This is a genomic window from Cellulomonas humilata (assembly GCF_030814415.1).
In the GTDB taxonomy this organism is placed as follows: Bacteria; Actinomycetota; Actinomycetes; order Actinomycetales; family Cellulomonadaceae; genus Cellulomonas; species Cellulomonas humilata_A.
On record NZ_JAUSVB010000002.1, the window covers coordinates 1,044,156 to 1,064,621 of the forward strand.

Annotated in this window: 19 protein-coding genes and 3 tRNA genes; 13 read left to right on the plus strand and 9 right to left on the minus strand. The window is 72.0% G+C overall.

What is annotated here, in order from left to right; translation table 11 throughout:
• The first annotated feature begins 19 nt into the window (after positions 1–19).
• From J2X26_RS10735 to J2X26_RS10770, 8 genes are read left to right on the plus strand one after another with little or no spacing between them, the layout of a single operon-like run.
• A complete protein-coding gene (locus J2X26_RS10735; RefSeq protein ID WP_307492110.1) occupies positions 20–1,144 on the plus strand; it encodes a hypothetical protein in 1,125 nt (374 codons plus the stop codon).
• Entirely contained in the window at positions 1,144–1,983 is an 840-nt protein-coding gene (locus tag J2X26_RS10740) for a CIS tube protein (RefSeq protein ID WP_307492111.1), read from the plus strand. Before J2X26_RS10735 ends, J2X26_RS10740 begins: the two co-directional genes overlap by 1 nt.
• The gene (locus J2X26_RS10745; RefSeq protein WP_307492112.1) at positions 1,980–3,548 is read left to right on the plus strand and encodes a contractile injection system protein, VgrG/Pvc8 family; all 1,569 of its coding nucleotides are present in this window, start codon (positions 1,980–1,982) and stop codon (positions 3,546–3,548) included. The genes J2X26_RS10740 and J2X26_RS10745 overlap by 4 nt, the downstream gene beginning before the upstream one ends.
• A gap of 1 nt (position 3,549) precedes the next feature.
• Positions 3,550–3,903, plus strand: a complete 354-nt coding sequence (locus J2X26_RS10750) for a hypothetical protein (RefSeq protein ID WP_307492113.1) — start codon at positions 3,550–3,552, stop codon at positions 3,901–3,903.
• Entirely contained in the window at positions 3,900–4,364 is a 465-nt protein-coding gene (locus J2X26_RS10755; RefSeq protein WP_307492115.1) for a GPW/gp25 family protein, read from the plus strand. The genes J2X26_RS10750 and J2X26_RS10755 overlap by 4 nt, the downstream gene beginning before the upstream one ends.
• 1 nt (position 4,365) lies before the next feature.
• Positions 4,366–6,933: a baseplate J/gp47 family protein gene (locus tag J2X26_RS10760; protein ID WP_307492116.1), complete on the plus strand. Its 2,568-nt coding sequence runs from the start codon at positions 4,366–4,368 to the stop codon at positions 6,931–6,933.
• A 6-nt stretch (positions 6,934–6,939) separates the two neighbouring features.
• Positions 6,940–7,479, plus strand: a complete 540-nt coding sequence (locus tag J2X26_RS10765) for a phage tail protein (RefSeq protein WP_307492118.1) — start codon at positions 6,940–6,942, stop codon at positions 7,477–7,479.
• Positions 7,476–7,952, plus strand: coding sequence for a hypothetical protein (locus J2X26_RS10770; RefSeq protein WP_307492120.1), 477 nt, complete (start codon positions 7,476–7,478; stop codon positions 7,950–7,952). Before J2X26_RS10765 ends, J2X26_RS10770 begins: the two co-directional genes overlap by 4 nt.
• Positions 7,953–7,955: 3 nt before the next feature.
• On the opposite strand, the gene J2X26_RS10775 is transcribed toward J2X26_RS10770, so the two are convergent.
• The 5 genes from J2X26_RS10775 to J2X26_RS10795 all read right to left on the minus strand — a co-directional run bounded on the left by J2X26_RS10775 (position 7,956) and on the right by J2X26_RS10795 (position 14,386).
• The gene (locus J2X26_RS10775) at positions 7,956–8,765 is read right to left on the minus strand and encodes a hypothetical protein (protein ID WP_307492122.1); all 810 of its coding nucleotides are present in this window, start codon (positions 8,763–8,765) and stop codon (positions 7,956–7,958) included.
• A gap of 10 nt (positions 8,766–8,775) precedes the next feature.
• Positions 8,776–8,907, minus strand: coding sequence for a hypothetical protein (locus J2X26_RS10780; protein ID WP_307492123.1), 132 nt, complete (start codon positions 8,905–8,907; stop codon positions 8,776–8,778).
• Between the two features lie 318 nt (positions 8,908–9,225).
• Positions 9,226–9,384: a hypothetical protein gene (locus J2X26_RS10785; protein ID WP_307492124.1), complete on the minus strand. Its 159-nt coding sequence runs from the start codon at positions 9,382–9,384 to the stop codon at positions 9,226–9,228.
• 387 nt (positions 9,385–9,771) lie between these two features.
• Positions 9,772–10,920 (minus strand): hypothetical protein, encoded by a 1,149-nt coding sequence (locus tag J2X26_RS10790; RefSeq protein WP_307492126.1) that lies wholly within the window; start codon positions 10,918–10,920, stop codon positions 9,772–9,774.
• 46 nt (positions 10,921–10,966) lie between these two features.
• A complete protein-coding gene (locus tag J2X26_RS10795; RefSeq protein ID WP_307492127.1) occupies positions 10,967–14,386 on the minus strand; it encodes a hypothetical protein in 3,420 nt (1,139 codons plus the stop codon).
• A 160-nt stretch (positions 14,387–14,546) separates the two neighbouring features.
• On the opposite strand from J2X26_RS10795, the gene J2X26_RS10800 reads away from it, so the two are divergent.
• The 3 genes from J2X26_RS10800 (at position 14,547) to J2X26_RS10810 (ending at position 17,287) form a co-directional block, all read left to right on the plus strand.
• Positions 14,547–15,329, plus strand: coding sequence for a response regulator transcription factor (locus J2X26_RS10800; RefSeq protein WP_307492128.1), 783 nt, complete (start codon positions 14,547–14,549; stop codon positions 15,327–15,329).
• Positions 15,330–15,624: 295 nt separating this feature from the next.
• Positions 15,625–15,873, plus strand: a complete 249-nt coding sequence (locus tag J2X26_RS10805; RefSeq protein WP_307492130.1) for a hypothetical protein — start codon at positions 15,625–15,627, stop codon at positions 15,871–15,873.
• A gap of 553 nt (positions 15,874–16,426) precedes the next feature.
• Entirely contained in the window at positions 16,427–17,287 is an 861-nt protein-coding gene (locus J2X26_RS10810; protein ID WP_307492131.1) for a right-handed parallel beta-helix repeat-containing protein, read from the plus strand.
• Between the two features lie 174 nt (positions 17,288–17,461).
• Here the strand turns inward: J2X26_RS10810 and J2X26_RS10815 are convergent.
• From J2X26_RS10815 to J2X26_RS10825, 3 genes are all read right to left on the minus strand, one after another.
• Positions 17,462–17,536 (minus strand) — tRNA-Val (locus tag J2X26_RS10815).
• 33 nt (positions 17,537–17,569) lie between these two features.
• Positions 17,570–17,640: transfer RNA gene (locus J2X26_RS10820), tRNA-Cys, on the minus strand.
• Positions 17,641–17,696: 56 nt separating this feature from the next.
• Positions 17,697–17,768, minus strand: a tRNA-Gly gene (locus J2X26_RS10825).
• 146 nt (positions 17,769–17,914) lie between these two features.
• Here J2X26_RS10825 and J2X26_RS10830 point away from each other — a divergent pair.
• Both J2X26_RS10830 and J2X26_RS10835 read left to right on the plus strand, forming a co-directional pair.
• Complete coding sequence (locus J2X26_RS10830; protein ID WP_307492133.1) at positions 17,915–18,982, plus strand: chorismate-binding protein; 1,068 nt, start codon at positions 17,915–17,917, stop codon at positions 18,980–18,982.
• A gap of 4 nt (positions 18,983–18,986) precedes the next feature.
• Positions 18,987–19,850, plus strand: coding sequence for an aminotransferase class IV (locus tag J2X26_RS10835; RefSeq protein WP_307492135.1), 864 nt, complete (start codon positions 18,987–18,989; stop codon positions 19,848–19,850).
• A 52-nt stretch (positions 19,851–19,902) separates the two neighbouring features.
• On the opposite strand, the gene J2X26_RS10840 is transcribed toward J2X26_RS10835, so the two are convergent.
• Entirely contained in the window at positions 19,903–20,331 is a 429-nt protein-coding gene (locus J2X26_RS10840; protein ID WP_056095121.1) for an SsgA family sporulation/cell division regulator, read from the minus strand.
• Between the last annotated feature and the right edge of the window lie 135 nt (positions 20,332–20,466).

Here is a 20,466-nt window from a genome sequence, read left to right on the forward strand (position 1 = left end):
GGCGTCGAAGCAGGACGAGGTGGTCGAGCCGAGCACGCCCGCGGCCTCCGTCGACGTCCCGTCGAGCCCGTACCCCTTCACCGACCTCGGACCGCCGCAGGAGTGGGTCGAGTACGTCGAGGGTGGCGACCCGCAGTGGTTCGACATCGACGTCCGACTCGGGGGTGAGGTCCCGGAAGCACCGATGCTGGTACCGGACGAGCACCCGGGCGCCGACGCCGACGGGGCTGGCAGCGACCCGCGACCGGACGCCGCCACCGGTTCGCGCCATGGTGCGCGCGGTCGTCCCAGCGACCCGAGCCGGAGCCCCGATGCTGCACCCGAGCCGGGGGAGACCGGCCCGGCGGAGGCCCCGCGGCCGACGACGTCGACCACCACGACGCCACGGGTCTCGGTGCACCCGCGGCGGTCCGCGCACGACCTGTCCGGTACCCAGGCGCGCCGTGGAGCGCCGGAGACCGCTCCCGCGGCGCCGGAGACCGCTCCCGCGGCGCGGGAGTCCGTAGGCCGTTCCAGCGAGGCGGCCGCACGGACGTGGGCCGTCACTGTCCACGGACCGGCAGGATCCCCTGCACGGCCTGCCGCTGGCGCGCGCTCCGGGTCGGAGGTTCCCGCAGGACGGCGCGCCGAGCCCGACCCGCGCCGCCCGGTTCCCGGAGCGGGGGACCACCCGCTACCGGTCGCGCCACCCGGGCCGACCGCGTGGTCGCCCGACCCCGAACCCGGCCGCCCCGCGCTCCCGCCTACCGTTTCGGCCGGCCCACCGCCGGCCCCGCCCGGAGCTGAGGCGCCGCGGCCGCGAGCAGTGATCGGCACCTCGGTCGCCTCGAGCCCGCGGAGCCCGCGCGACGACATCGTCGCCCGCCCGACCGTCAGCCCTTGGCCACCCCTGCCGGCCGCGCCGTCACGCGACCACCGCCCTGCGTCGCGGGCGTCGGTCGACGTCCCGGCCGTCGGCCGTGCCCCGGCTCCGGCCGGCGCAGACCTGCGATGGCCCGACCTGCCCGACCTGCCGAGCCGGCATCCGCTCGACGACCGCTCGCCGTCCGCCTCCCTGGCCTGGTCCGGCGTCGCGCACGCCTCGACCGACGGCGAGGCGGCGGGTGCCGCTGACGCGCTCGTCGCTGAGCAGAGGCGGCGCTGATGGAGCGCGTCGCGTTCATCGTCGAGGAGACGGGCGAGCGGATCCCGTGCCTGCTCAACCCGGAGCGGGTGGTACAGCGGCGGGTCGCCGGCCTGCGACCGCTGACGTCCGGGTCGGGCGGTGTGTCCGGGCGCACGGTGACCGACACGCCGCTGCTGCACACCGGCGGCGGACGCACCGAGATCGACGTGGACCTGCTGTTCGACGTCCAGCTCACCGAGGCGGCAGCTGCGCCGGCGCTCGCGCCTCCCGCCCCGGCGCCGGAGTCCGAGGGGGCCACCGACGTCGCTCCCGTCACCCCGGCGCGGGTACCTCTCGACGTCCGGCACCTCACGCGACCGCTCTGGAACCTCGCGGAGAACACCGCCTCGGAGGGCCGGTCGGTGCCGCACGTCCGGTTCGTGTGGGGCAAGGCGTGGAACGTGCTGGCCGTCGTGGAGTCGCTGGCCGAGCGGCTCGAACGGTTCGACCAGAGCGGTGTCCCGGGACGGTCGTGGGTGCGGATGCGCCTCGTGCGGGTCAACGAGCCGCCGGGCGCGGCACTGGAGGACCCGACGGAGCTGTCGGGGGCGGTGCCCGATGCCGACCTCGTGCGGTCGCAGCCGCCGGTGGGCACCCACCTCGTCCTCGGCGCGGGCGGACCGGCTGCAGACGGATCGGCCGCCGGTGGTCAGACGCTCCCGCAGATCGCCGCCGAACGCTCGGGCAACCGGCCGTGGCTGTGGCGCTCCTTCGCCGACCTGAACGACCTGCTGGACGTCATCTGGCCTCCCGCCGGCACCGAGCTGGCGGTCCCTGCGCCGCCCGAGAGCCTGCCGCCCCCGGCGGCCGTGCCATGAGCGCCGTGACGGTGGACGCCGGCCCGGTCGTGGTGCCGCGGGTGGAGCTGCGGCTGGGCGGTTCGGTCCTGGCGGACGACACGGCGCGGCTCCTGCAGACGGTCCGGGTGCGCCGCGAGGTCAGCTCCCCGGCGGCGTGCAGCCTCGAGTTCGTCGGGACGCGGGACGGCGAGCTCGACAGCGTCCTGGACGGCGTCGAGGTGGGCGCGGAGGTGGTGCTGTCGCTCGACGCGTGGCCGGACACGCTCTTCCACGGCGAGGTGGTGACCCTCGAGCACTGCTACCGGTCGGACGGGTCGGCCACCCTGGTCGTCCGCGCCCAGGACCGGGCGCACCGGTGGCGGCAGGACTCCCAGCTGCGCGTGTTCGTCGACGTGACCGTCGCCGGACTCGTCGAAGAGGTCGCGGGCGAGATCGACCTCGGCGTCGACGCGGCGGACGACGGTCCCCGCTGGCCGCAGGTGGTGCAGGACGGACGCTCCACGCTCGACCTGGTGACCGACCTGTGCGCGCGGGCCGGGCTGTGGTGGCAGGTCGATCCCGACGGCGACGAGGTCCGGATCTTCGCGGCCGGGGAAGGCGCACCCGACGCCGGCCCCGCCGTCGAGCTGACCAGGGGTGAGAACCTCCTCGAGGCGGAGGTCACGCTGAGCGCGATCGGCGTGCACGACAGCTGGCGGGTGACCGGCTGGGACCCGGTCACCGGGGAGGTCGCCGACGAGACGAACCAGACCTCCGAGGTCGACCTCGACGCCGTCGGGTCCGTCGCGTCGTCCGGGGGCGTGCGCGGGGGGACGTCCACGGCCGGGGCGGACCACGTGGCCGCGCACGCCGGCGCCCTGACCGCGCAGGACGCCGGGCGGTCGCGCAGCCTCCGCGCCGTCGTCCGGGGTGACGTCCACCTGATACCCGGCGTCACCGTGACCGTCGACGGCGTCGCCGCGCAGGCCGCCGGGGACTACGTCGTGCTGACGGCGGACCACGTCATCGAGACCGTCGGCGGGTACACGTGCACGGTGTCCACGGCACCGCCCCCGCACCTGCGCCTCGGCGCAGGCCGCCCGGACACGGTCGGTCGGTCGTGGACGACGCCGGCCGAGGTGCTCCGCGTCGACGACCCCGACGAGCGCGGACGCGTCCGGGTCGCGCTGAGCGCCTACGACGGGTTGGAGTCCGACTGGCTCCCCGTCCTGTCTCTCGGCGCCGGGGAGAGCAAGGGCCTCACCGTGCAGCCCGACGTCGGCGACCACGTGCTGGTCGCGCACGACGTCGCCGACCCGGGTCGCGGCGTCGTGCTGGGCGGCGTGCGGTCGAGCGCAGGCTCCGAACCTGCCGCGGGCGTGTCGGACGGGTCCGTCGGGGCCTACGCGCTCCAGCTGCCTGGAGGGCAGGTCGTGCGGCTGAGCGGCGCCACCGACCTCGTCCGGCTCGGGAACGCCGCCGGGAGCCAGCTCGACCTCGACGAGAACGGCGTCCACCTGACCTCCGTCGGCAACCTCGTCCTCGAGGCGCCCGGCAAGACCATCACCCTGCGCGCCAACCGGATCAACCTGGAGCGAGGCTGACATGGCATCTCTGCGTCCCTGGCTCGTGCCGAGAGCCGACGTGCGCTGCGACCATCCCGGCGGCAAGGTCTCGATGTCGTCCTCGCAGCATCTCGTCTACGTCGAGGGGCAGCGGGTCGTCGTCGGGGAGGACCCGGTGGGCCGCTCGATCGGCGGGTGCACCAACATCAGCGCCACGACCAAGCCGTGCACGTCCACCCTGCGGATCACGCAGGGCAAGTCGCTGTTCGTGTTCGTCGACGGCAAGCCCGTCATCCGGGCCGACCTCGTCGGCCTGACCGACGGCACACCGGCGATGGGGGTCAACTACAAGGTCGCGGACCCGGGTCAGACGCTCGTTGCGGAGGGCCCGTGAGCACCCCGGCGGTGGGCCTCGGCCGTGCCGGCGGTCAGGCGGGACGCAGCCGGTGGACGGGATGGCGCTTCGGGCATCCCGACGTCGACAGTGAGCGGCCCGGCCTCACGGTCGACGCGACCGGTCGCCTCGACCGGGTGCACGACGCCGACGCGATCCGGCAGTCGCTCCTCCTCCTGCTCTCCACCCGACCCGGAGAGCGCGTGATGCGCCCGGACTACGGGTGCGCGCTGGCCACGCTCATCTTCTCCTCCAACGACGACACGACCGCCGGGCTGGCCATCCACTACGTGCGCCGCGCGGTCGAGCGGTTCGAGCCGCGCGCCGTCGTGATCTCGGTGGACGCGGGACCGGCACCGCAGCGGCCGGACGTGCTGGACGTCGTGCTCGAGTACCGTCCGCGGGCCGGCGGGCCGACGGACACCATCGAGGTCTCCGTCCCGCTCTCCGAGGGGGCCTGACATGTCGCTGCCGGTGCCGAACCTCGACGACCGGGACTTCGCCGCCCTGCTCGCCGAGGCGCGCGCAGTGATCCGGGCGCGCAGCCCCGAGTGGACCGACCTGTCGCCGGGGGACCCCGGAGCGACCCTGCTGGAGGCGTTCGCGTACCTCACCGACACGCTCGTCTACCGGGTCAACCGCGCGCCGGAGAAGGCCTACGTACAGTTCCTCAACCTCATCGGCGTGCGTCTGGAACCTCCGGCGTCGGCCTCCGTGGTGCTGACGTTCTCGTCCGCGACGCCGGTGACCACCGAGACGACGATCCCGCGCGGCACCCGCGTCACCGCCCCGCGCGGTGGGTCCGGCGGGCCGGTGTTCGTGACCGCCGACGACGCCGTCCTGCGCCCCGGGGAGCGTGAGGTCGACGTCCTGGCCAACCACGGCGAGGCGGTCGCGGGGGAGCTGGTCGGTCACGGGACCGGTGCGCCGGGCCAGGTGGTGCGGGTGGCGCGGCCCCCGATCACGTTGCCCACCGGTGACGACTTCGACCTCGTGGTGGCGGTCGAGGCCACGGCGGAGGAGATCGACGCGCGCACACCCGCACGCCGGGTCGGGGCACTGACGTTCCGCGTCTGGACCGAGGTCAACCACTTCGGTTCCGTCCGCGGCGAGGACGAGGACGACCACGTGTACGTCGTCGACCGGTCGTCGGGGACGGTGACGTTCGCGCCGGCGGCCCGGATCGCGGTGCCGGCCGGTGGGCTCACCGACGCCCCGGAGACACTGGCGGCCGTCCCGACGGCCGGCCGGGAGATCCGGGTCTGGTACCGGGTCGGTGGCGGTGCGTCGGGGAACGCGGCCGCGGGGACCCTCACGACGCTCAAGGACCCGGTCGGCGGCGTGCAGGTCACCAACCGCGAGGCGGCGACCGGCGGACGCGACGGCGAGACGCTCGCGAACGCCATGGTCCGCGGTCCGCAGGTGATGCACGCCCTGGACCGCGTCGTCACCGCTCGCGACTACGAGCAGGTCGCCGTCGCCTCGAGCGGTGGGGTCTCCCGCGCCAAGGCCGTCACCCGCGCGGAGCTGTGGCTCGGTGCGACGCCCGGCGAGGTGGAGGTGCTCCTGGTCCCGCAGCTGGACCCCGGCGAGGTCACGAGCGCCGGCCCGGACGACTTCCGGGCGCTCATGACCGACCAGCCCGTGGAACGCGTCCGTGCCGCGCTCGTGGAACGTCAGCCCATGGGGACGCAGGTGCGGGTGGGCTGGGCCGGTCTCAAGCCGGTGCGGGTCACCGCCAACGTCGTCGTGCACCGTACCGAGGACCGTGTCGCGGTCGCAGCGCGGCTGTCGGACCGGCTGCGGCGGGCGCTCTCGCCCGTCCCCGTCGACGATGGCCATCGCGGCTGGCCGTTCGGGGAAGAGCTGCGGGTGGCCACCATGTACGAGGTCCTGCAGTCCGAGCGCGGCGTCCGGTACGTCAGCGACGTGCGGCTCGTCGTCGAGGAGATCCCCGGCGACGTCTCGGCGATCGTCCGGGACGCGCACCAACCGGCGACGTGGTTCTGCGCGAGCGGTGAGCAGGTGTACCGGTCGGTCAACAACGGCGAGGGGTGGGAGCCGGTCGCCGCCTTCCCGGGGGAGCGGGTCGAGCGGCTCTCCGTGCTCCCCGGCCGTCCCGGGCTCGTGGTCGCGACCACCCGCGTGGGCGACACCGAAGCCAGCGTCGTCCACGCGTCGCTGGAGAACGGCGACCGGTGGTCCCTGTTCGGCGCGTTCGAGTTCCACGTCGAGGGTGTCGCGCTCGGCATGGTCGAGGAGGTGCCGTACGCGTTCCTGGCGACGGACGAGGGCCTGTACCGCCAAGGACTGCGCCCCGGGGCGCCGTCGGAACGGATCCTCGTGGTCGCGACCGACCCGTCGCAGGCGTGCTACGGCGTCGCGTGCGTCCCCAGCACCGACGGCGGCGCACTTCGGGTCGCCGTCGCGCTGCAGGAGTTCGGTGGCGTCCGAATCTCCTTCCTGGGCGGGCAGCCCGGCACGTTCATACCCACCGGGCTGACCGGCGTCGACGTCCGTCTCCTGCGTGGGCTGATGACGGACAACCGCACCTTCGTGTACGCCGGTGCGTACGCGACCGGCGACGACGAGGGAGCCGGCGTCCACCGCCTCGAGCTGCGCGGCACGGAGCCGGACTCGCAGGGCTGGGTCCAGGTCGGCACCGGATGGCAGGGGGGCGCGTGCCTGGACATCGCTCTCATGGGGGAGACGGTCGTCGCCGCCACGGCCCGCAAGGGCGTCACGGTGAGCCGGCCGGGTCCCGACGCCGTGTGGCGCGCCCCGGCCATCGACTCCGGTCTCCCGCCGCGAGAGGGCGGTGGTTTCGAGCCCGTGGCGACCGTCGCCGTGGACGCTGCCCCGATCGCCATGGCCGGGGGCCGGGCCGGACTCTTCCGCAGCACCGACGGGAGCACCTGGCACCTCGCGTCGAGCCCCGTGTACTCCGAGCGGGTCACCCTCCCACCGACCTGGCTGTTCGTGGGTGGCGCGCACGACCTCGATGTCACCTACGACGCCCCCCAGCGGTGAGGCCCCGTGGACGCCGACCGCATCGCCCTGCTGCTTCCCGAGGTGTACCGGCGAGCCCTGGCCACCAGCTCCCCGCTGCAGGGGCTCCTCCACGTCATGGACGCCCAGCACGCACCGGTCGAGGCCGTGCTGGACCGGTTCCCCGACGTGTTCGACCCCTACCTCACACCGGACAGGTTCGTGGCGTACCTGGCGCGCTGGGTCGACCTCGTGCGATGGCTCGACAGCGAGGACAGCGAGCTCGACACGGGCCAGGGTCGCCTGCGCGTCCTCGTCGCCGTGTCGGCAGAGCTCGCCCGGCGCCGGGGAACGGCGCTCGGCCTGCGCACCGCCCTCACCCTCGCGCTGGGCGTTCCCGGCGTCGAGGTGGACGACCAGGTGCTCGACGAGGACGACCTACCGATGCCGTTCCGGGTCCGAGTGACCCTCCCGGCGCAGGCTGCGGTCCACCGGGAGCTCGTCGAACGGATCGTGCACGAGGAGAAGCCCGCGCACGTGGTGGCCGAGATCGTGTACCGCGACAAGGCGCCGGAGGGTGACGGGTGAGCATCAAGACCGCGGTCCTGGTGCTGCTCGCGATCGTCGTCGTGGTGGTGCTGCTCATCTTCTTCGGCGCGGTCCGGCCCTCCGCCGGCCCTCCGGACTCCGGCCGCGGCGGGGTGAAGTCGGGCCTGGGGTGGCTGCGGTCGCAGGACGCCGTGACGTTCGAGGAGCTGGCGAGCACGCGGCCGGGGTGCGAGGACCTCGAGACGCGCACCTTCGCCGTCGCGTCCGGCTCGACGTGCCGGATCGCGCTGCCGGACAACAGCTCGTTCACCCTGTGCGCCAGCGAGAACGGCGAGGGTGCGCTCGCGACGGTGGAAGGGGCCGAGTTCCCGGCCGGCACGCTGGAGAGCGACGACCTCACGTGTGCGGACCCGGCCGAGCTCAACGTGTACGACAAGGACACCGTCCTGTCCCTGACCTGCGCACCGTTCGGGGCGCTGTGCCGGTTCACCGTGGGGGAGCCGAGCGGCTGACGCTCACGCCTCGCGCTCGTCCTGCCGCCCGCCGGCCTGGCGCAGGGCGAGGATCAGCTTGACGATCGAGATGATCCCACCGATGAGCACCGCGATCCCCCAGATCGCCGCCACCAGCGCGGCCACGATCGCCGCGATCGCGTCGGTGATGCTCACCAGGATCACGGGCACGACGGAGTGCAGGACGAGGGTGATCACGGTGAGCAGGAGCGCCGTGAGGATCAGGAGCACCAGTCCCTTGCTCAGCAGGAACCTCTGTTGCGCGACCACCAGCAGCACCGCTCCGGCGATCTGCAGGAAGAGGATCAGGGCCAGCAGCGCCAGGCTGGTGCCGGTGTCGAAGAACCCGAAGACGGCGAGGTACGCCAGCGTGCCGAACGGTGGGGACAGCAGCAGCCCCACCATCAGCAGCAGCGCGACGAAGGCGACGATCGCGAGGATGATCCCCAGGATCAGAGCGGCCAGCCCGGCCAGCACGCTGACGATGCCCTGCACCATGCCGGTCACCTTGTTGCCGACGACGAGGGGGAGCGTCGCGAGCGCGACGGTGACGAGCAGCAGCCCGCTGATCAGCGCGAGAGCGGGGATCCCCAGTCCGGGAGGGTCCGACGGGGCGTCGGCGAACTGACTGACCTCGAGCTCCTCCACGTCGTCCTCGTCGACCCCGTCGGGCGCGGGCTGCGCCCGGAGCTGCTCCAGTCGCTCCCCGAGCGGCGGTGCGTCCGTGACGAGCGAGGAGCCCACGCACACCAGCAGGCTCAGCGTGACCGCAAGCAGCGACAGCCACAGCGCCCACGGGCGCAGCTCGTTCACGACGCCGCGTTCACGACTCGAGCTGGAACGGCGCGTCCGCGAAGCAGATGCGCTCGTCCGTCCCCGCGGTGATCTGAACCTGCATGGGCGCGAACGGGTCCCGGGGATCCGGGATCGCCGGGTGCTCGGAGCCGTCGCCCATCAGGCCCCCTCCAGTGCCCCCGGCCGCTGCGGTGTCCGCATCGACATCCGCTCCCGCAACGGTCCCGCTGCGCTCGGAACCTTGTCAACGCGTGGACGCAGATCGGCCACCGTGCGTCGGCGTCGGAAGCGAGTCCGCTACCTGCGCCGGCGCGGTCGTCCGCAACCCCGGACGGCCGCACTCGGCATCGAGTTCCGCGCGCCGGCGTCGGCGCCGGTCCACGTCATCGGTCGCGCAGTCGCTCAGCAGTGAGGACGGGGTGCACTCCCGCGAAGGTGATCCGCGTCCGTCAGGCCGAGGCGCGGTGTCGTGCCTGGATCAATGCGTCGCCGCGGCCAGCAGACGACGCAGGAGCCGCTTGCGGGGCATCGGGCGTGTGCTCTGCGGACGCGTGGCGCACGCGAGGCGATGCTCGGCTTCGACGGCGAGCTCGCGCTCCCTGCTGTGGTAGTCGACGAGAAACAGCTCTGGATTCATGTGGGGTCTCCACCTCTCCGGACTCTGAACGGCGCGGGGTCTCCGGCTGCTCAGCACTGTCGGCGCAGTGGCGGGTGCTGACCAGGGCCGTTGGTCCCGTCGATGCGTCGGTGTCACCCGTGTGGTCGCCTCGCCGTCCCCGCTCGCGGCGGGACGGACTCGAGCGTCTGTGCCGCGTTCGACTCCGTGCCGAGAGCGCGGATCCGCTCGACCTCCGCCCGCGAGTGCCGGACAGCGTCCGTGTCCGCACCCCGAGCGTCCGCGACGTCGAGCGTGAGGTCGAGGATCGCGTGCCGTGGGTGCTGGAGTGCGTTGCGGGCACGGCGGCTCGGCGCGGAGCGGCGAGCCGGGAACGCGATGGTGAGCAGCGTGATCCCGGGCCAGGTGTCATGGCGCGACGAACGCCGCGCCGTCCCACACCCAGGTGAGCCGGTCACGGACCGACGACGCCGTGATGGTCCCCTCGTCGTGCAGGAGCCGGAGCTCCTCACCCACGGTGGACGCGCCCGCAACCAGCCCTGTCGTGTTCGTCCACCGGAACCAGTCACCGGGGATCGTCTGCGACGTCGGCGCCGCCGGAGCGACGCTCTGGTACCAGCCCGCCGCGTTGAGGACGACGTCGAGCCGGACGAACGGGCCCGTCACGTCGGCCTGGGTGCACGTGGTGGCGTCGCACGACCACAACGACCAGGTGCTCGCCGTGACGGTCGCGGCCTCAGGCGCCGCAGGGTCGAGCTGGCGCGTGACCACGACCTGCGGCCCCGCCGCGCCCTCCTGGCCCAGCGCGAGCGGGTCGGTGGTCGGGTCGACCAACGCCGCGGCAGGCACGAGCTCGAGCACCCGGCCGAGGTACGGCAGGAGGTCCGTCGGCGCCGGCACCCCGAGGACGACCGGCGGGAGGGTGCGGGTGGCCGCGAGCACCGGCAGGGTGCACCCCAGTGCGTGCAGACCGGCCAGTGCTGCCGTGAAGCTGACGAGGAAGTCGCTCCGCACGGAGAGCGACACGGGTGTCGCGGCCTGCGCGGGGCCCACGGGACGGTCGTTCGGTGTCGAGGCGTAGAACAGCGGGGGCAGCACAGGCTCGAAGCCGAGCGCCGGGTTGGGACCGGCGACCCCCAGCGCGGACGCGAGCACCTGCGCCGTCAGTACCGGGTCGTCGCGCACCAGGTTGAGGTAGCCACCGACCTCCGTGATGTTCCTCGGGGGCGGGATCCGGGACGGGAAGAGGTCACCGGACATCGCGAGGCGCCGCGCGATGAGCGCCTGCGCCGCCAGCATCTCGGGGGAGACGGCGGAGAGCAGGATCGTGGTCATCGCATCGAGCGCGCGCTCCTCGGCCGAGCCGACGCCCGTGCCGGACGGGATGTCGTTCACGGGAAGCACCGGCGGCGGCTCGACCGGGGGAGGCTCCTCGACGGGGGGAGGCTCCTCGACCGGGGGAGGCTCCTCGACGGGGGGAGGCTCCTCGACCGGGGGTGGTTCCTCATCGGTCGGCTCCTCGTCGGGTGGTGGCTCGTCGGGTGGTGGCTCGGTCATGCGGGTCGCTCCTCTGGTCAGGCGGTGTCCGGGCCTGGGCCCCGGGCTACGCCGGCGTCTCCGCGGGCGGCGTCTCGGCGGGCGGCGTCTCGGCGGGCGGTGTCTCCGCGGGTGGTGTCTCCGCGGGCGGCGTCCCGCTCTCGGCCTCCGCCCCGTTCTTCGCCGCGATGGCTTCGGGCAGCTTGTCGAGCGCCTTCCCTGCCAGGTCGGTCGCGGCCTTGATCGCCTCGGTGAGGCTCGCGTTGGTGCTGGTCACCTGCGCGGCCATCGTCGTCGACAGGGCCGTCGCCCCGGTGAGGTCCGTCGGTGTCGAACTGGCGGCGGCCGCGGGTGTCGTGCTCGTCTGGGCGGCTGCGGGCGCCGCGGCGACCGGCGCTGCGGCTCCCGCAGTCCCGTTGATGGTGAGCAACGAGGTCGTCGGGAGTGCTGTCGTCGCGGGGATCGTCGCGCCCGTGCTCCCGACGAGCTGGTTCCCGGTGTCACCGAGAGCGGTAGCCATCGCGGCCAGGTCAGGAGCGGTGTCCGCGGGCGAGTCCTGCCAGTTCCAGAACCGCGTGAGGTCGATCCTCTCGCTCGAGCTGCACGAACCCAGGACGGCTTCGCCGAGCACACCCCGCGCGGGCAGAGTGATCGACGACTGGACGGGCTGGTAGGCCTGACGGTGGAAGGTGAGCAGCGCCTCCTGGAGATCCTGGGAGGTGAAGCCGAGCTCCACAGCGAGCGGCTGAGGTACGAAGAACGGCATGACCGCCGAGTTGCCGAAGTAGCCGAGGACCTCGTTGGCAACACAGCTGAGCAGCGGCACCTCGTCCGACGGGTCCGCGAGGCCCCCGGCGGGAACGCCGATGGTGAACGGCTCGAGCATGATCGCGCGCTCCTCGGGAGTCAGGGACTGCCACACGGCCTTCGAGTACCCGACGGTGTTCTCGACCACGTGCTGCAGGAGCGCCTCGATCCGGAGCAGGTCGGCGAACGCGAGCACCGGCGACAGCCGTGTCGCGGAGATGGGTAGCACCGGAGGCATCAGCTCGGAGCCGCCGGCGCCGTTGTAGGACTCGATGACGTCCAGACCGCCGATGCTCACCACAGGGTCCTCGACGAGCGGGCCGCCGACCTCTGCCTCGAGCCTCGCAGGCGTCAGGGTGACGTCCATCTGCGTGACGTTCAGGAGGTACTCGACCAGCTCGGTGAGCTCGAGGGTCGAGGGCATCGTCAGGTGGTAGGAGAACGTCGAGAAGGCCCGGGAGAACTCGAACCGCGCGAGGTTGTCCCGGGGGAACGAGGACGGCAGCGTGAGGGACCCGGTCCGCGTCTCGAACGACAGAGCGCGTCGATCCCGAAGGACCTGGAGCAGGCCGGCCTCGGTCTCCTCGCCCTCGGCGACCGGCAGGCTGGCGTTGGACAGCCGGACGGGCCCGATGCGGCTGCCCGTGGTGGACACGGCGGTGACGTACACGTCCTCGAACGGGAGGAACGTGCCGCGCACCGACACGTCGAGGATGTCCTGCGCCGCACCGCTCGAACCGCTCGCCGTCATGGTGGGGTCGCCCGCGAAGATCCTGAGCATCCGCAGGCCGTGGCGCAGCTCCGGGTGGCGAGCGACGCGGGGGGCGATGACGTCGTGGTGCCGGATCAGCTCCTGGTAGCGGTAGAGGAGCAGGTTGCGGGGGTACGTGCCGCTGGGCAGCGCGATGGGCATCAGCGGCGGGAGGAACTGGACCAGCTCGAGGGGCACGAAGCACACGAGCTGCACGTCCTCGACGGTGCTCGTCACCCCGAAGTGTCGGAGCACCTGGAAGTACTGCATCGTCAGCGCGTGGTTGTGGTTGTGGTTGGTGATGACCTTGGTGACGATCTGGCGCCGCTCGGAGGCGCTGGCGAGCCGCATCGCGGTCCGCGACGCCTGCTTGCGCACCTCGGCCTGCCGCGACAACGACGAGTGGAGCTCCTGTGCCGTGCTGGACACGTAGTCCTGCGACGTCCGCTGCCAGCTGGTGGACTCGCCCGACGTGGTCGAGTTCGCGTAGCCGCCGGCGATTCCCGCGGTCGCCGTGAAGAACGGGATGTACTGGAACGCCGCTGCGGTCGCCCCGCCGGCTGAGAAGCCCCTGGACGTGGACGACACCTCCGTACCCCCGCGCGCGACCTCGTCCGCGGCGCTCGAGAAGACCGCCGAGGTCGATGTGTCGGCAGCATCCTGGTACCGCTGGAGCTCCTCGGCGGTCAGGGCCTCCTGCTCGCGGACGCTGAGCGTCTCGCGCTCCTCGGAGATGGCGACCAGCTGCTGCTCGCCGGGGGCGAGCGGCAGGGAGTACACCAGGTCACCCAGCGACATGCCGGTCGGGATCCAGAGCTGCTTCATCGAGACCGTGTAGCCCAGGCCCAGGGTGGACGCCTTCGGGACCGCGCGCGGGTTGAGCTTGACCAGACGGAGGAACTTCGAGACGTCGATGGGAGCCTCGACGGGGACGCGCTCCACGAGCTCCCAGCTGCCGATCGTGCTCAGCACGTCGATGATCTCCGCAGTGTCCGCGTAGCCGCTCAGCGTCGGGCTCGCAGTCGACATGCGGAAGGTCCCGGCCTTCTCGACGGTCACGGACGTCGCGAGGCGCTTGGCGCTCAGGCTGGGGGAGACCAGGCGTACGAGCGTCCTGTAGGACCGCCTGTCGATGGCCCCTGAGCCGGACCGGAAGGAACGAGCGCAGTCACCCTCACCGAGGGAGATCGGGTGGGCGGGCGTCGCGAAGTCCTCGGGGTGGTCGACGGGGTCGCTCTCGTCGGTGGGCAGCAGGACGTCACCCAGCTGCGACAGCACGCTCCGCGGCAACGGTGAGACGTGCTGGTCGAGGGGAACCACCCCGAGCGTGCCCGTGCCGCCGACCAGGTCGATGCGGCGCAGCACCACCTCGACCGCGCGGTCGCTGCCTGTGACGAGGAGTGTCAGGCCGCTCTCGGGGATCGGGCGGGGCGGGAGCGAGAGGCGGAACGCGCCCCGTGCGTCCGTGCCGGCCTCGGGGTTCGGCCACGGCAGCCGTTGCCGCAACCCGTCGGTCGTGTCCCAGGTGGGTTCCAGGGCGCGGACCGACACGTACGCCCCAGGGGACCCGTCCGGGTTCACCAGTCGCCCGGTGAGCTGGGGCGGGAACACCACCGGCACCACCGGGAGGAGGTTGCCCAGGTCCTGGCGCAGGTGGTCGAGAGTGGTGAAGACCCGGGTCACCGCCTCGAGCCGCTGCGTGAAGAGGTCGGCCACCGCGCCCTTGGTGATCGCGACGTCCAGCCCGAGGTCCTCGAGGTCCAGGCTGCCGACGTGGTCGGCCAGGAGATCGTCGACGAGCAGCGAACCCGCCACGTCGTCGTCGAGGTCGAGCAGCCGGTCCGGCCGCCGCGTCGTCCTGCGCCGGTACGACACCGAGACGGCCGGTCGCTCCTGGTCGTCGCCGGCTGCTCCTGGCTCGTCGGACATCGTCGTCCCCCTTTTCGTGCCTGCCTTGTGCCAGCGTCGACGGCGAGCTCGGCCGACGCGATGGGCACAATGACGACTTGACAGCACGCCTCCGGGTCCGGTAGCGACGCATATTCCCGGAGTTCCGGGTGACGACTCGACGCGTGCGGGGGCAGGCATCGTGGAGGAGCAGCAGGAGTGTCGACGGTGGCTCGACCTGACGGGGCGCCTGCTCTCTGCGCCGTTGGTGGAGCCCGCCCCCGAGGCGCTGTCCGTCGCGCTCGCGGAGACGTTCGCCGCGTCGGCCGGGACCGTCCAGCGGACCGGCGGTTGCTGCCGTATCGAGCCGCTCGCTCTCCGTCGCGCACGGCCGGTCGACGTCCGGTTCTACTCACGGCATGCCCTCGATGCGCCGCTCCTCAGGCACTTTCGTCGCTGGCCTGGCGACGAGCAGGTCCGCAGCTCGGACGAGGTGGATCCGTGCGTCGACGAGCCCGCCACGGCGTCGGTGGTGCGGCGGCTGCGCGACGACGGCCTGCGCCACGGGCTCGCGTTCCCTGTCCCAGGGACGGGCCGCGCGGGCCGCAGGTGGTGGGTCGTGGCGCGAGTGCAGCCCTTCGGTCCCGAGGACCTCGCGTTCGCGCGGTCGATCCATGCGTTGGTGGTCGGCCTCGACCAGCACGCGGCCGCCATGCGCTCTCTCGCCGCTCTCACCGCGGCCACCACGAGCCCACCCGACGGCGGACCGTCGGTGCTCACGGAGCGCGAGCACGCTGTCCTGGTCCTCATGGAGCAGGGCCTCATCGCCACGGCCATCGGGCACCGTCTCGGCGTGTCGAGCCGGACGGTCTCCAAGCACCAGGGGCACATCTACCGGAAGCTCGGCACGACCGACAGGCTGACGGCGGTGCTGCAGGCGCAGCGCGACGGGCTGCTCGGGGCCGCTGAGCCGGTACACGGGTAGGGCGGGGGCGGAAGCGCGAGCGGCGCATCGCCAACCGCTCCCGAGCATGCCACCCTGGGAGCACCAGAAGGGCCGCTGCAGATCTCTCCGGAACGGACTCTGACCTGCGGTAATGCTGGTGGGCGATACTGGGATCGAACCAGGGCCCTCTTCCGTGTCAGGCAGAGGAACGGCGTCCGTCCATGTCCGCCATTGATCGTCTGCGCAGGTCACCAGACCCGCAGCCGCCGACGGATGCGAGCGAACACCGGCGAACGCAATCGCGTTGCTACACGAAACCGCAGACGCTCTGGACGTGGACTCGGCTTGGGTCGATGTATGGGTCATTTACCAACTGGCTGCTCGTCTGTTCCGGAACTTCCGTGCGGCTCTGGTTCCACCACCGATCGCCGTGCTGATGGCCATCGTCGTGAACGTGAAAGTCTCGCGAGAGGACGTCACCCGGATCCCCGCGGCCCGCGTGCTCACCTCTGGGATCTCCACCAAAGAGCCGACGCAGCGAGCCGAGCTGAGCTGGGAGGAGTGGCCGTCGAGGACATCGTGACCGCAGGCTCGGCTGGTTCCCGGCTGAGCAGGACGGCTGGAGCGACGAGCCGTGATCCGGTCGGACCGTGTTCGCCGACGTTCGCTCGCGTCCGCGTTGTTGCACGACTCGGCGCCGGCACCGCGCTGCATCTTCACCCTCCGACGCCAGACATAACGGGGCCATAGTGGTCTCAAGGCTCGGTACGGCGAGGGTCACCCTCCACTCGTCCTGGGTCGTTGGGTCGGCGTCGTCAGCTCGGCCCGGTGCGGCGCGGTAGCCGACCAGGCCGTCTGTTCGGCGTCACAGTTCGATCGTCATCCCAAGCTCGCTGTCGGAGGTAATCGTGCGTGTCGCGGTCGCTCTCTGGTGCCTGGCGCTTGCGAGCGTCGCCGTCCTGGTGGCAGCTCCCGCGAGTGCAGCACCAGCCCCACCTGCCTGCGGCTCGACGCTCACCGTGGACACCGTGCTGCGGGCCGACCTGGTCTGCGCCGGCCCTGGGCTGGCCCTGGCCGCCGGCGTCGATCTCGACCTGCGCGGCCACACCCTGCGGGGCACGGCCGGCGGTGTGGGAGTGACGGTCGCGTCCGCGGGCGACTCGACGATCAAGAACGGAACGATCACCGGGTGGACCAAGGGGATGGACACCCTCGTGAACTGGGACGACCCGGTAGGTGGTCCGGTCCTGGTCGACCGCGTGTCGTTCCGCGACAACGACACAGGGCTCGACGACACGGGTGACGGGGGTGTGGGCGCCAATGCGGTCACGATCACCCGTTCGACGTTCACGAACAACCGCGTAGTCGCTGTGACAGCCGAGATGGCTCGGGTCGACATCAACCACACGATCTTTGCTGACAATGGGGCCGGATACGTGGGCGACACAGGTTCGAGAGGCACCTTCACCGACACCCGGTTCGTTAGCAACGACCGAGCGCTCGTAGTCATCGAAGCAGGTGCGACCGTCGAGCGGTCTACTTTCATCGACAACCCGAATGCCGTGGTCAGCGCCGGAGTCGTGAGCGGGCTCATCATCACGGACAGTCGGTTCACCGGTTCTGAAGTGGCCGTGACCGGCCGTGGCGCGATCCTGCGGATCACCGGGTCGACGCTTGTCGGCAACACGACGGCAGTGGTGGCCGGCCGGTTCGGGGGAACCATTGCCTCGAACACGTTCCGTGCGAACCAGACCACGGTGGCGTTCGTGACCGAGGAGCTGTGGGAAGAGACTGTCGTGCAGGACAACACATTCCGTCTCAATGGTGACGGCCTGCTGCTCGAGAACGCTCACATGGAGCTCGTCAGCATCGGCGGCAACGACGCCCGGAGGAACACGGGGTGGGGCATCTACGCCCCGGGCGCCACGGACCTGGGCGGGAACACCGCGAAGCACAACGGCACTGAGCCGCAGTGCGTAGGAGTCGTCTGCCCGTGACTCGAGGTGGGCTTCTGAGTACCCAATACCCGACGGCAACGTTCGGCAGGCTTCCCTTCTCAGATGGCGTGCGCACGTGTGATGACGGGCCGGGTGATCTTGGCCACCGGAACGCTGTGCCGGTACGAAACGAAGGAAGGCCCCACCGAAGTGGGGCCTGACCTGCGGTAATGCTGGTGGGCGATACTGGGATCGAACCAGTGACCTCTTCCGTGTCAGGGAAGCGCGCTACCGCTGCGCCAATCGCCCATGGTGAACCACGGGTACTGCTGTGGTGATACGAGGTGGAGATGGGATTCGAACCCACGTATACGGCTTTGCAGGCCGCTGCCTCGCCACTCGGCCACTCCACCGTGAGACCGCAGTCCTCAGCGGCTGCGGTCAGCCGATCAAGGAGTGTCTGCCTCCGAGCGGACGACGGGATTCGAACCCGCGACCCTCACCTTGGCAAGGTGATGCTCTACCACTGAGCCACGTCCGCACAGCACGTCTCCCCGGCATTCACCGGTGTTCCGTGTGCGTCCCGAACTCTAACTGACGATCTCGGCGAGAGTCCAACTGGCTCCGGGCACCCGGGTGATTGCGCGCATCGCGGGGTGCGGGCCCGCTGCTCGGTAGCGTGTGGGCGTGCCCGAGCAGACCGTCAGTCGACGTGGCGTCGCGTGGTTCGCCGGTGTCGAGGCGACCGGCGTCGTCGAGGTCGTGGACGTCCGGGCACAGCCCGAGCGGCTCGCGGAGCCTGGCTGGTGGGCCGTCGTGGGCGACTTCGAGGGCACGGTGCGCGCGTGGCGGTTCGCGGACGTCGCCGCCGCCGAACCCGTCGTCGCCGGCGTGTGGACCGGCCCGTCGGCGGCATCCTGGTCGTCGTCGATCGACCGTGCCGGGTACGTCCACGCGGTCGGCCAGGTGCGGGCGCACATCCAGGAAGGTGACGTCTACCAGGCGAATCTCTGCCGCGTCCTGAGCGCTCCGCTCCCGGGCGAGCCCGACGCGCGTGCTCTCGGTGCGCTGCTGGGGGCGGGCAACCCGGCGCCCTACGCGGGCGGCGTGCAGGTGCCGGGGGAGGTGTGGGTGGTCACCGCGTCACCGGAGCTGTACTTGCGCGTCGACGGCGGTGTCGTCACCAGCGGCCCGATCAAGGGGACGGCCGCCACGCCGGAGCAGATGACGGACAAGGACCGCGCGGAGAACGTCATGATCACCGACCTCGTTCGCAACGACCTCCAGCGAGTGTGCGCACCCGGCACGGTCGAGGTCACCACCCTCCTGGGTGAGGAACGTCACCCTGGCCTGGTCCATCTGGTGAGCACGGTGCAGGGCGTGCTGACCGACGACGTCGCCGACGCGCCGGACCTGTGGGCGCGGCTGCTCGACGCCACCTACCCACCGGGCTCGGTCTCGGGTGCCCCGAAGTCGTCGGCGCTCGACATCATCGCGGCGCTCGAGACGGCCCCGCGTGGTCCGTACTGCGGGGCCGTCGGGTGGATCGAGGTCGGCGCGGACGGGGACGTGCGCGCGGAGCTGGCCGTCGGCATCCGGACGTTCTGGTGGGCGGACGACGTCCTGCGGTTCGGTACGGGCGCGGGGATCACGTGGGGGAGCGACCCCGAGGGCGAGTGGGCAGAGACCGAGCTCAAGGCCGCGCGGCTCGTCGGCCTGGCGTCCGGTGTCGCTGCCGAGTCGATGTCAGACTGACGCGATGGGTGTCGTGATCTGGTCGAACGGTCGTCTGCACGGTCCCGAGGACCTCCTCCTGTCCGGCGTCGACCACGGGCTCACGGTGGGCGACGGGGTCTTCGAGACCTGTGCGGTGTACGACGGGACGGCGTTCGCGCTGAGCCGGCACCTGCGCCGCCTGGAGAGGTCCGCGCTCGGTCTGGGCCTGGCCGCGCCCGACGAGGGTGCCGTCCGCGAGGGTGTCGCGGCAGTCCTCGCGGACGCGGGTCCCGAGGTCGGTCGGTTGCGGATCACGCTCACGGGCGGACCGGGACCGCTGGGGTCGCACCGGTTCGCGCCCGAGGAGCAGCGGCAGAGCATCCTCGTGCTCGCCGGCCCTGGAGCACGGTCCGAGGTCTCCCGGGTGGTCCGCGTGCCGTGGGTGCGCAACGAGCGCTCGTCGGTGGCCGGCCTGAAGACGACGTCCTACGCGGAGAACGTGGTGGCCGTCGCCGAGGCGTACCGGCGCGGAGCCGACGAGGCCGTGCTGGCCAACACGGTCGGTGAGCTGTGCGAGGGCACCGCCTCGAACGTCTTCGTCGAGCGCGACGGCGAGCTGGTGACGCCGCCGCTGTCGAGCGGCTGCCTGGCCGGCATTACCCGAGAGCTCCTGCTGGAGTGGTCGGCGGCGGTGGGTCTCCCCGTCCGTGAGGCCGCACCGGGGGAGCTCCGGTACGAGGTGCTCGACGAGGTCGCCGACGGGTCGGCTCACCTGATGATGAGCGGTTCGATCCGCAACGTGTCGCCGGTCGTCAGCCTCGACGGGGTCGACATCGACGCCGGCCCGGTCTCGCTGGAGGCGCAGCGGCTCTTCCAGGCACGGCTCGCCGACGACCTCGACCCATGACATACGACGACCGGCCCCGCCCGAGGCGGAACCGGTCGCGATGAGGAAGGTGTCAGGCGGTCAGGAGAGCGGCGATGAGCGCCGTGATCTCGCCTTCCATCCGGTCGCTCTCCGTACCCAGAGGCACGAGGGCCTCGGTCCCGGCGAGGAAGCGCTCGATCGGCTCGGTGGGAGCGGCCAGCAGTGCGCTGCCCTCGACTCCGCTGAGCGACACGAGCGTGTAGTCGGGGTCTTCGTCGCGCCACACCTGCACGTCACCGGTCCCGGCGGGAGCGTCGGCCGTCGCGTGCATCCCCAGGGAGAGGAGCTCGCGGCCGATCAGCCAGGTCGACATGGTGTGCGGGCCGGTGAAGACCGCGCGCACCGTGTACGGATCGGAAGTTCTGAAGGAGAACTCGGCGCTCACCGGGATGACGCTGGCGTCGGATCCGATGAGCTGCATGGCGACGACCTCGACGACGTCGTAAGTCGAGCTCGGCATCGGGTCCTCCTGTTCGCAAGGGCTGGAGGTCCCATCATGGCAGGCCAGGTGCCCGATTGGACCGGTAGTGACCCCGAGTTCACCCGGAGAGACGCGCCCCGATGGTGCGGCAGCGCAAGACAGCACCCGTCCTGG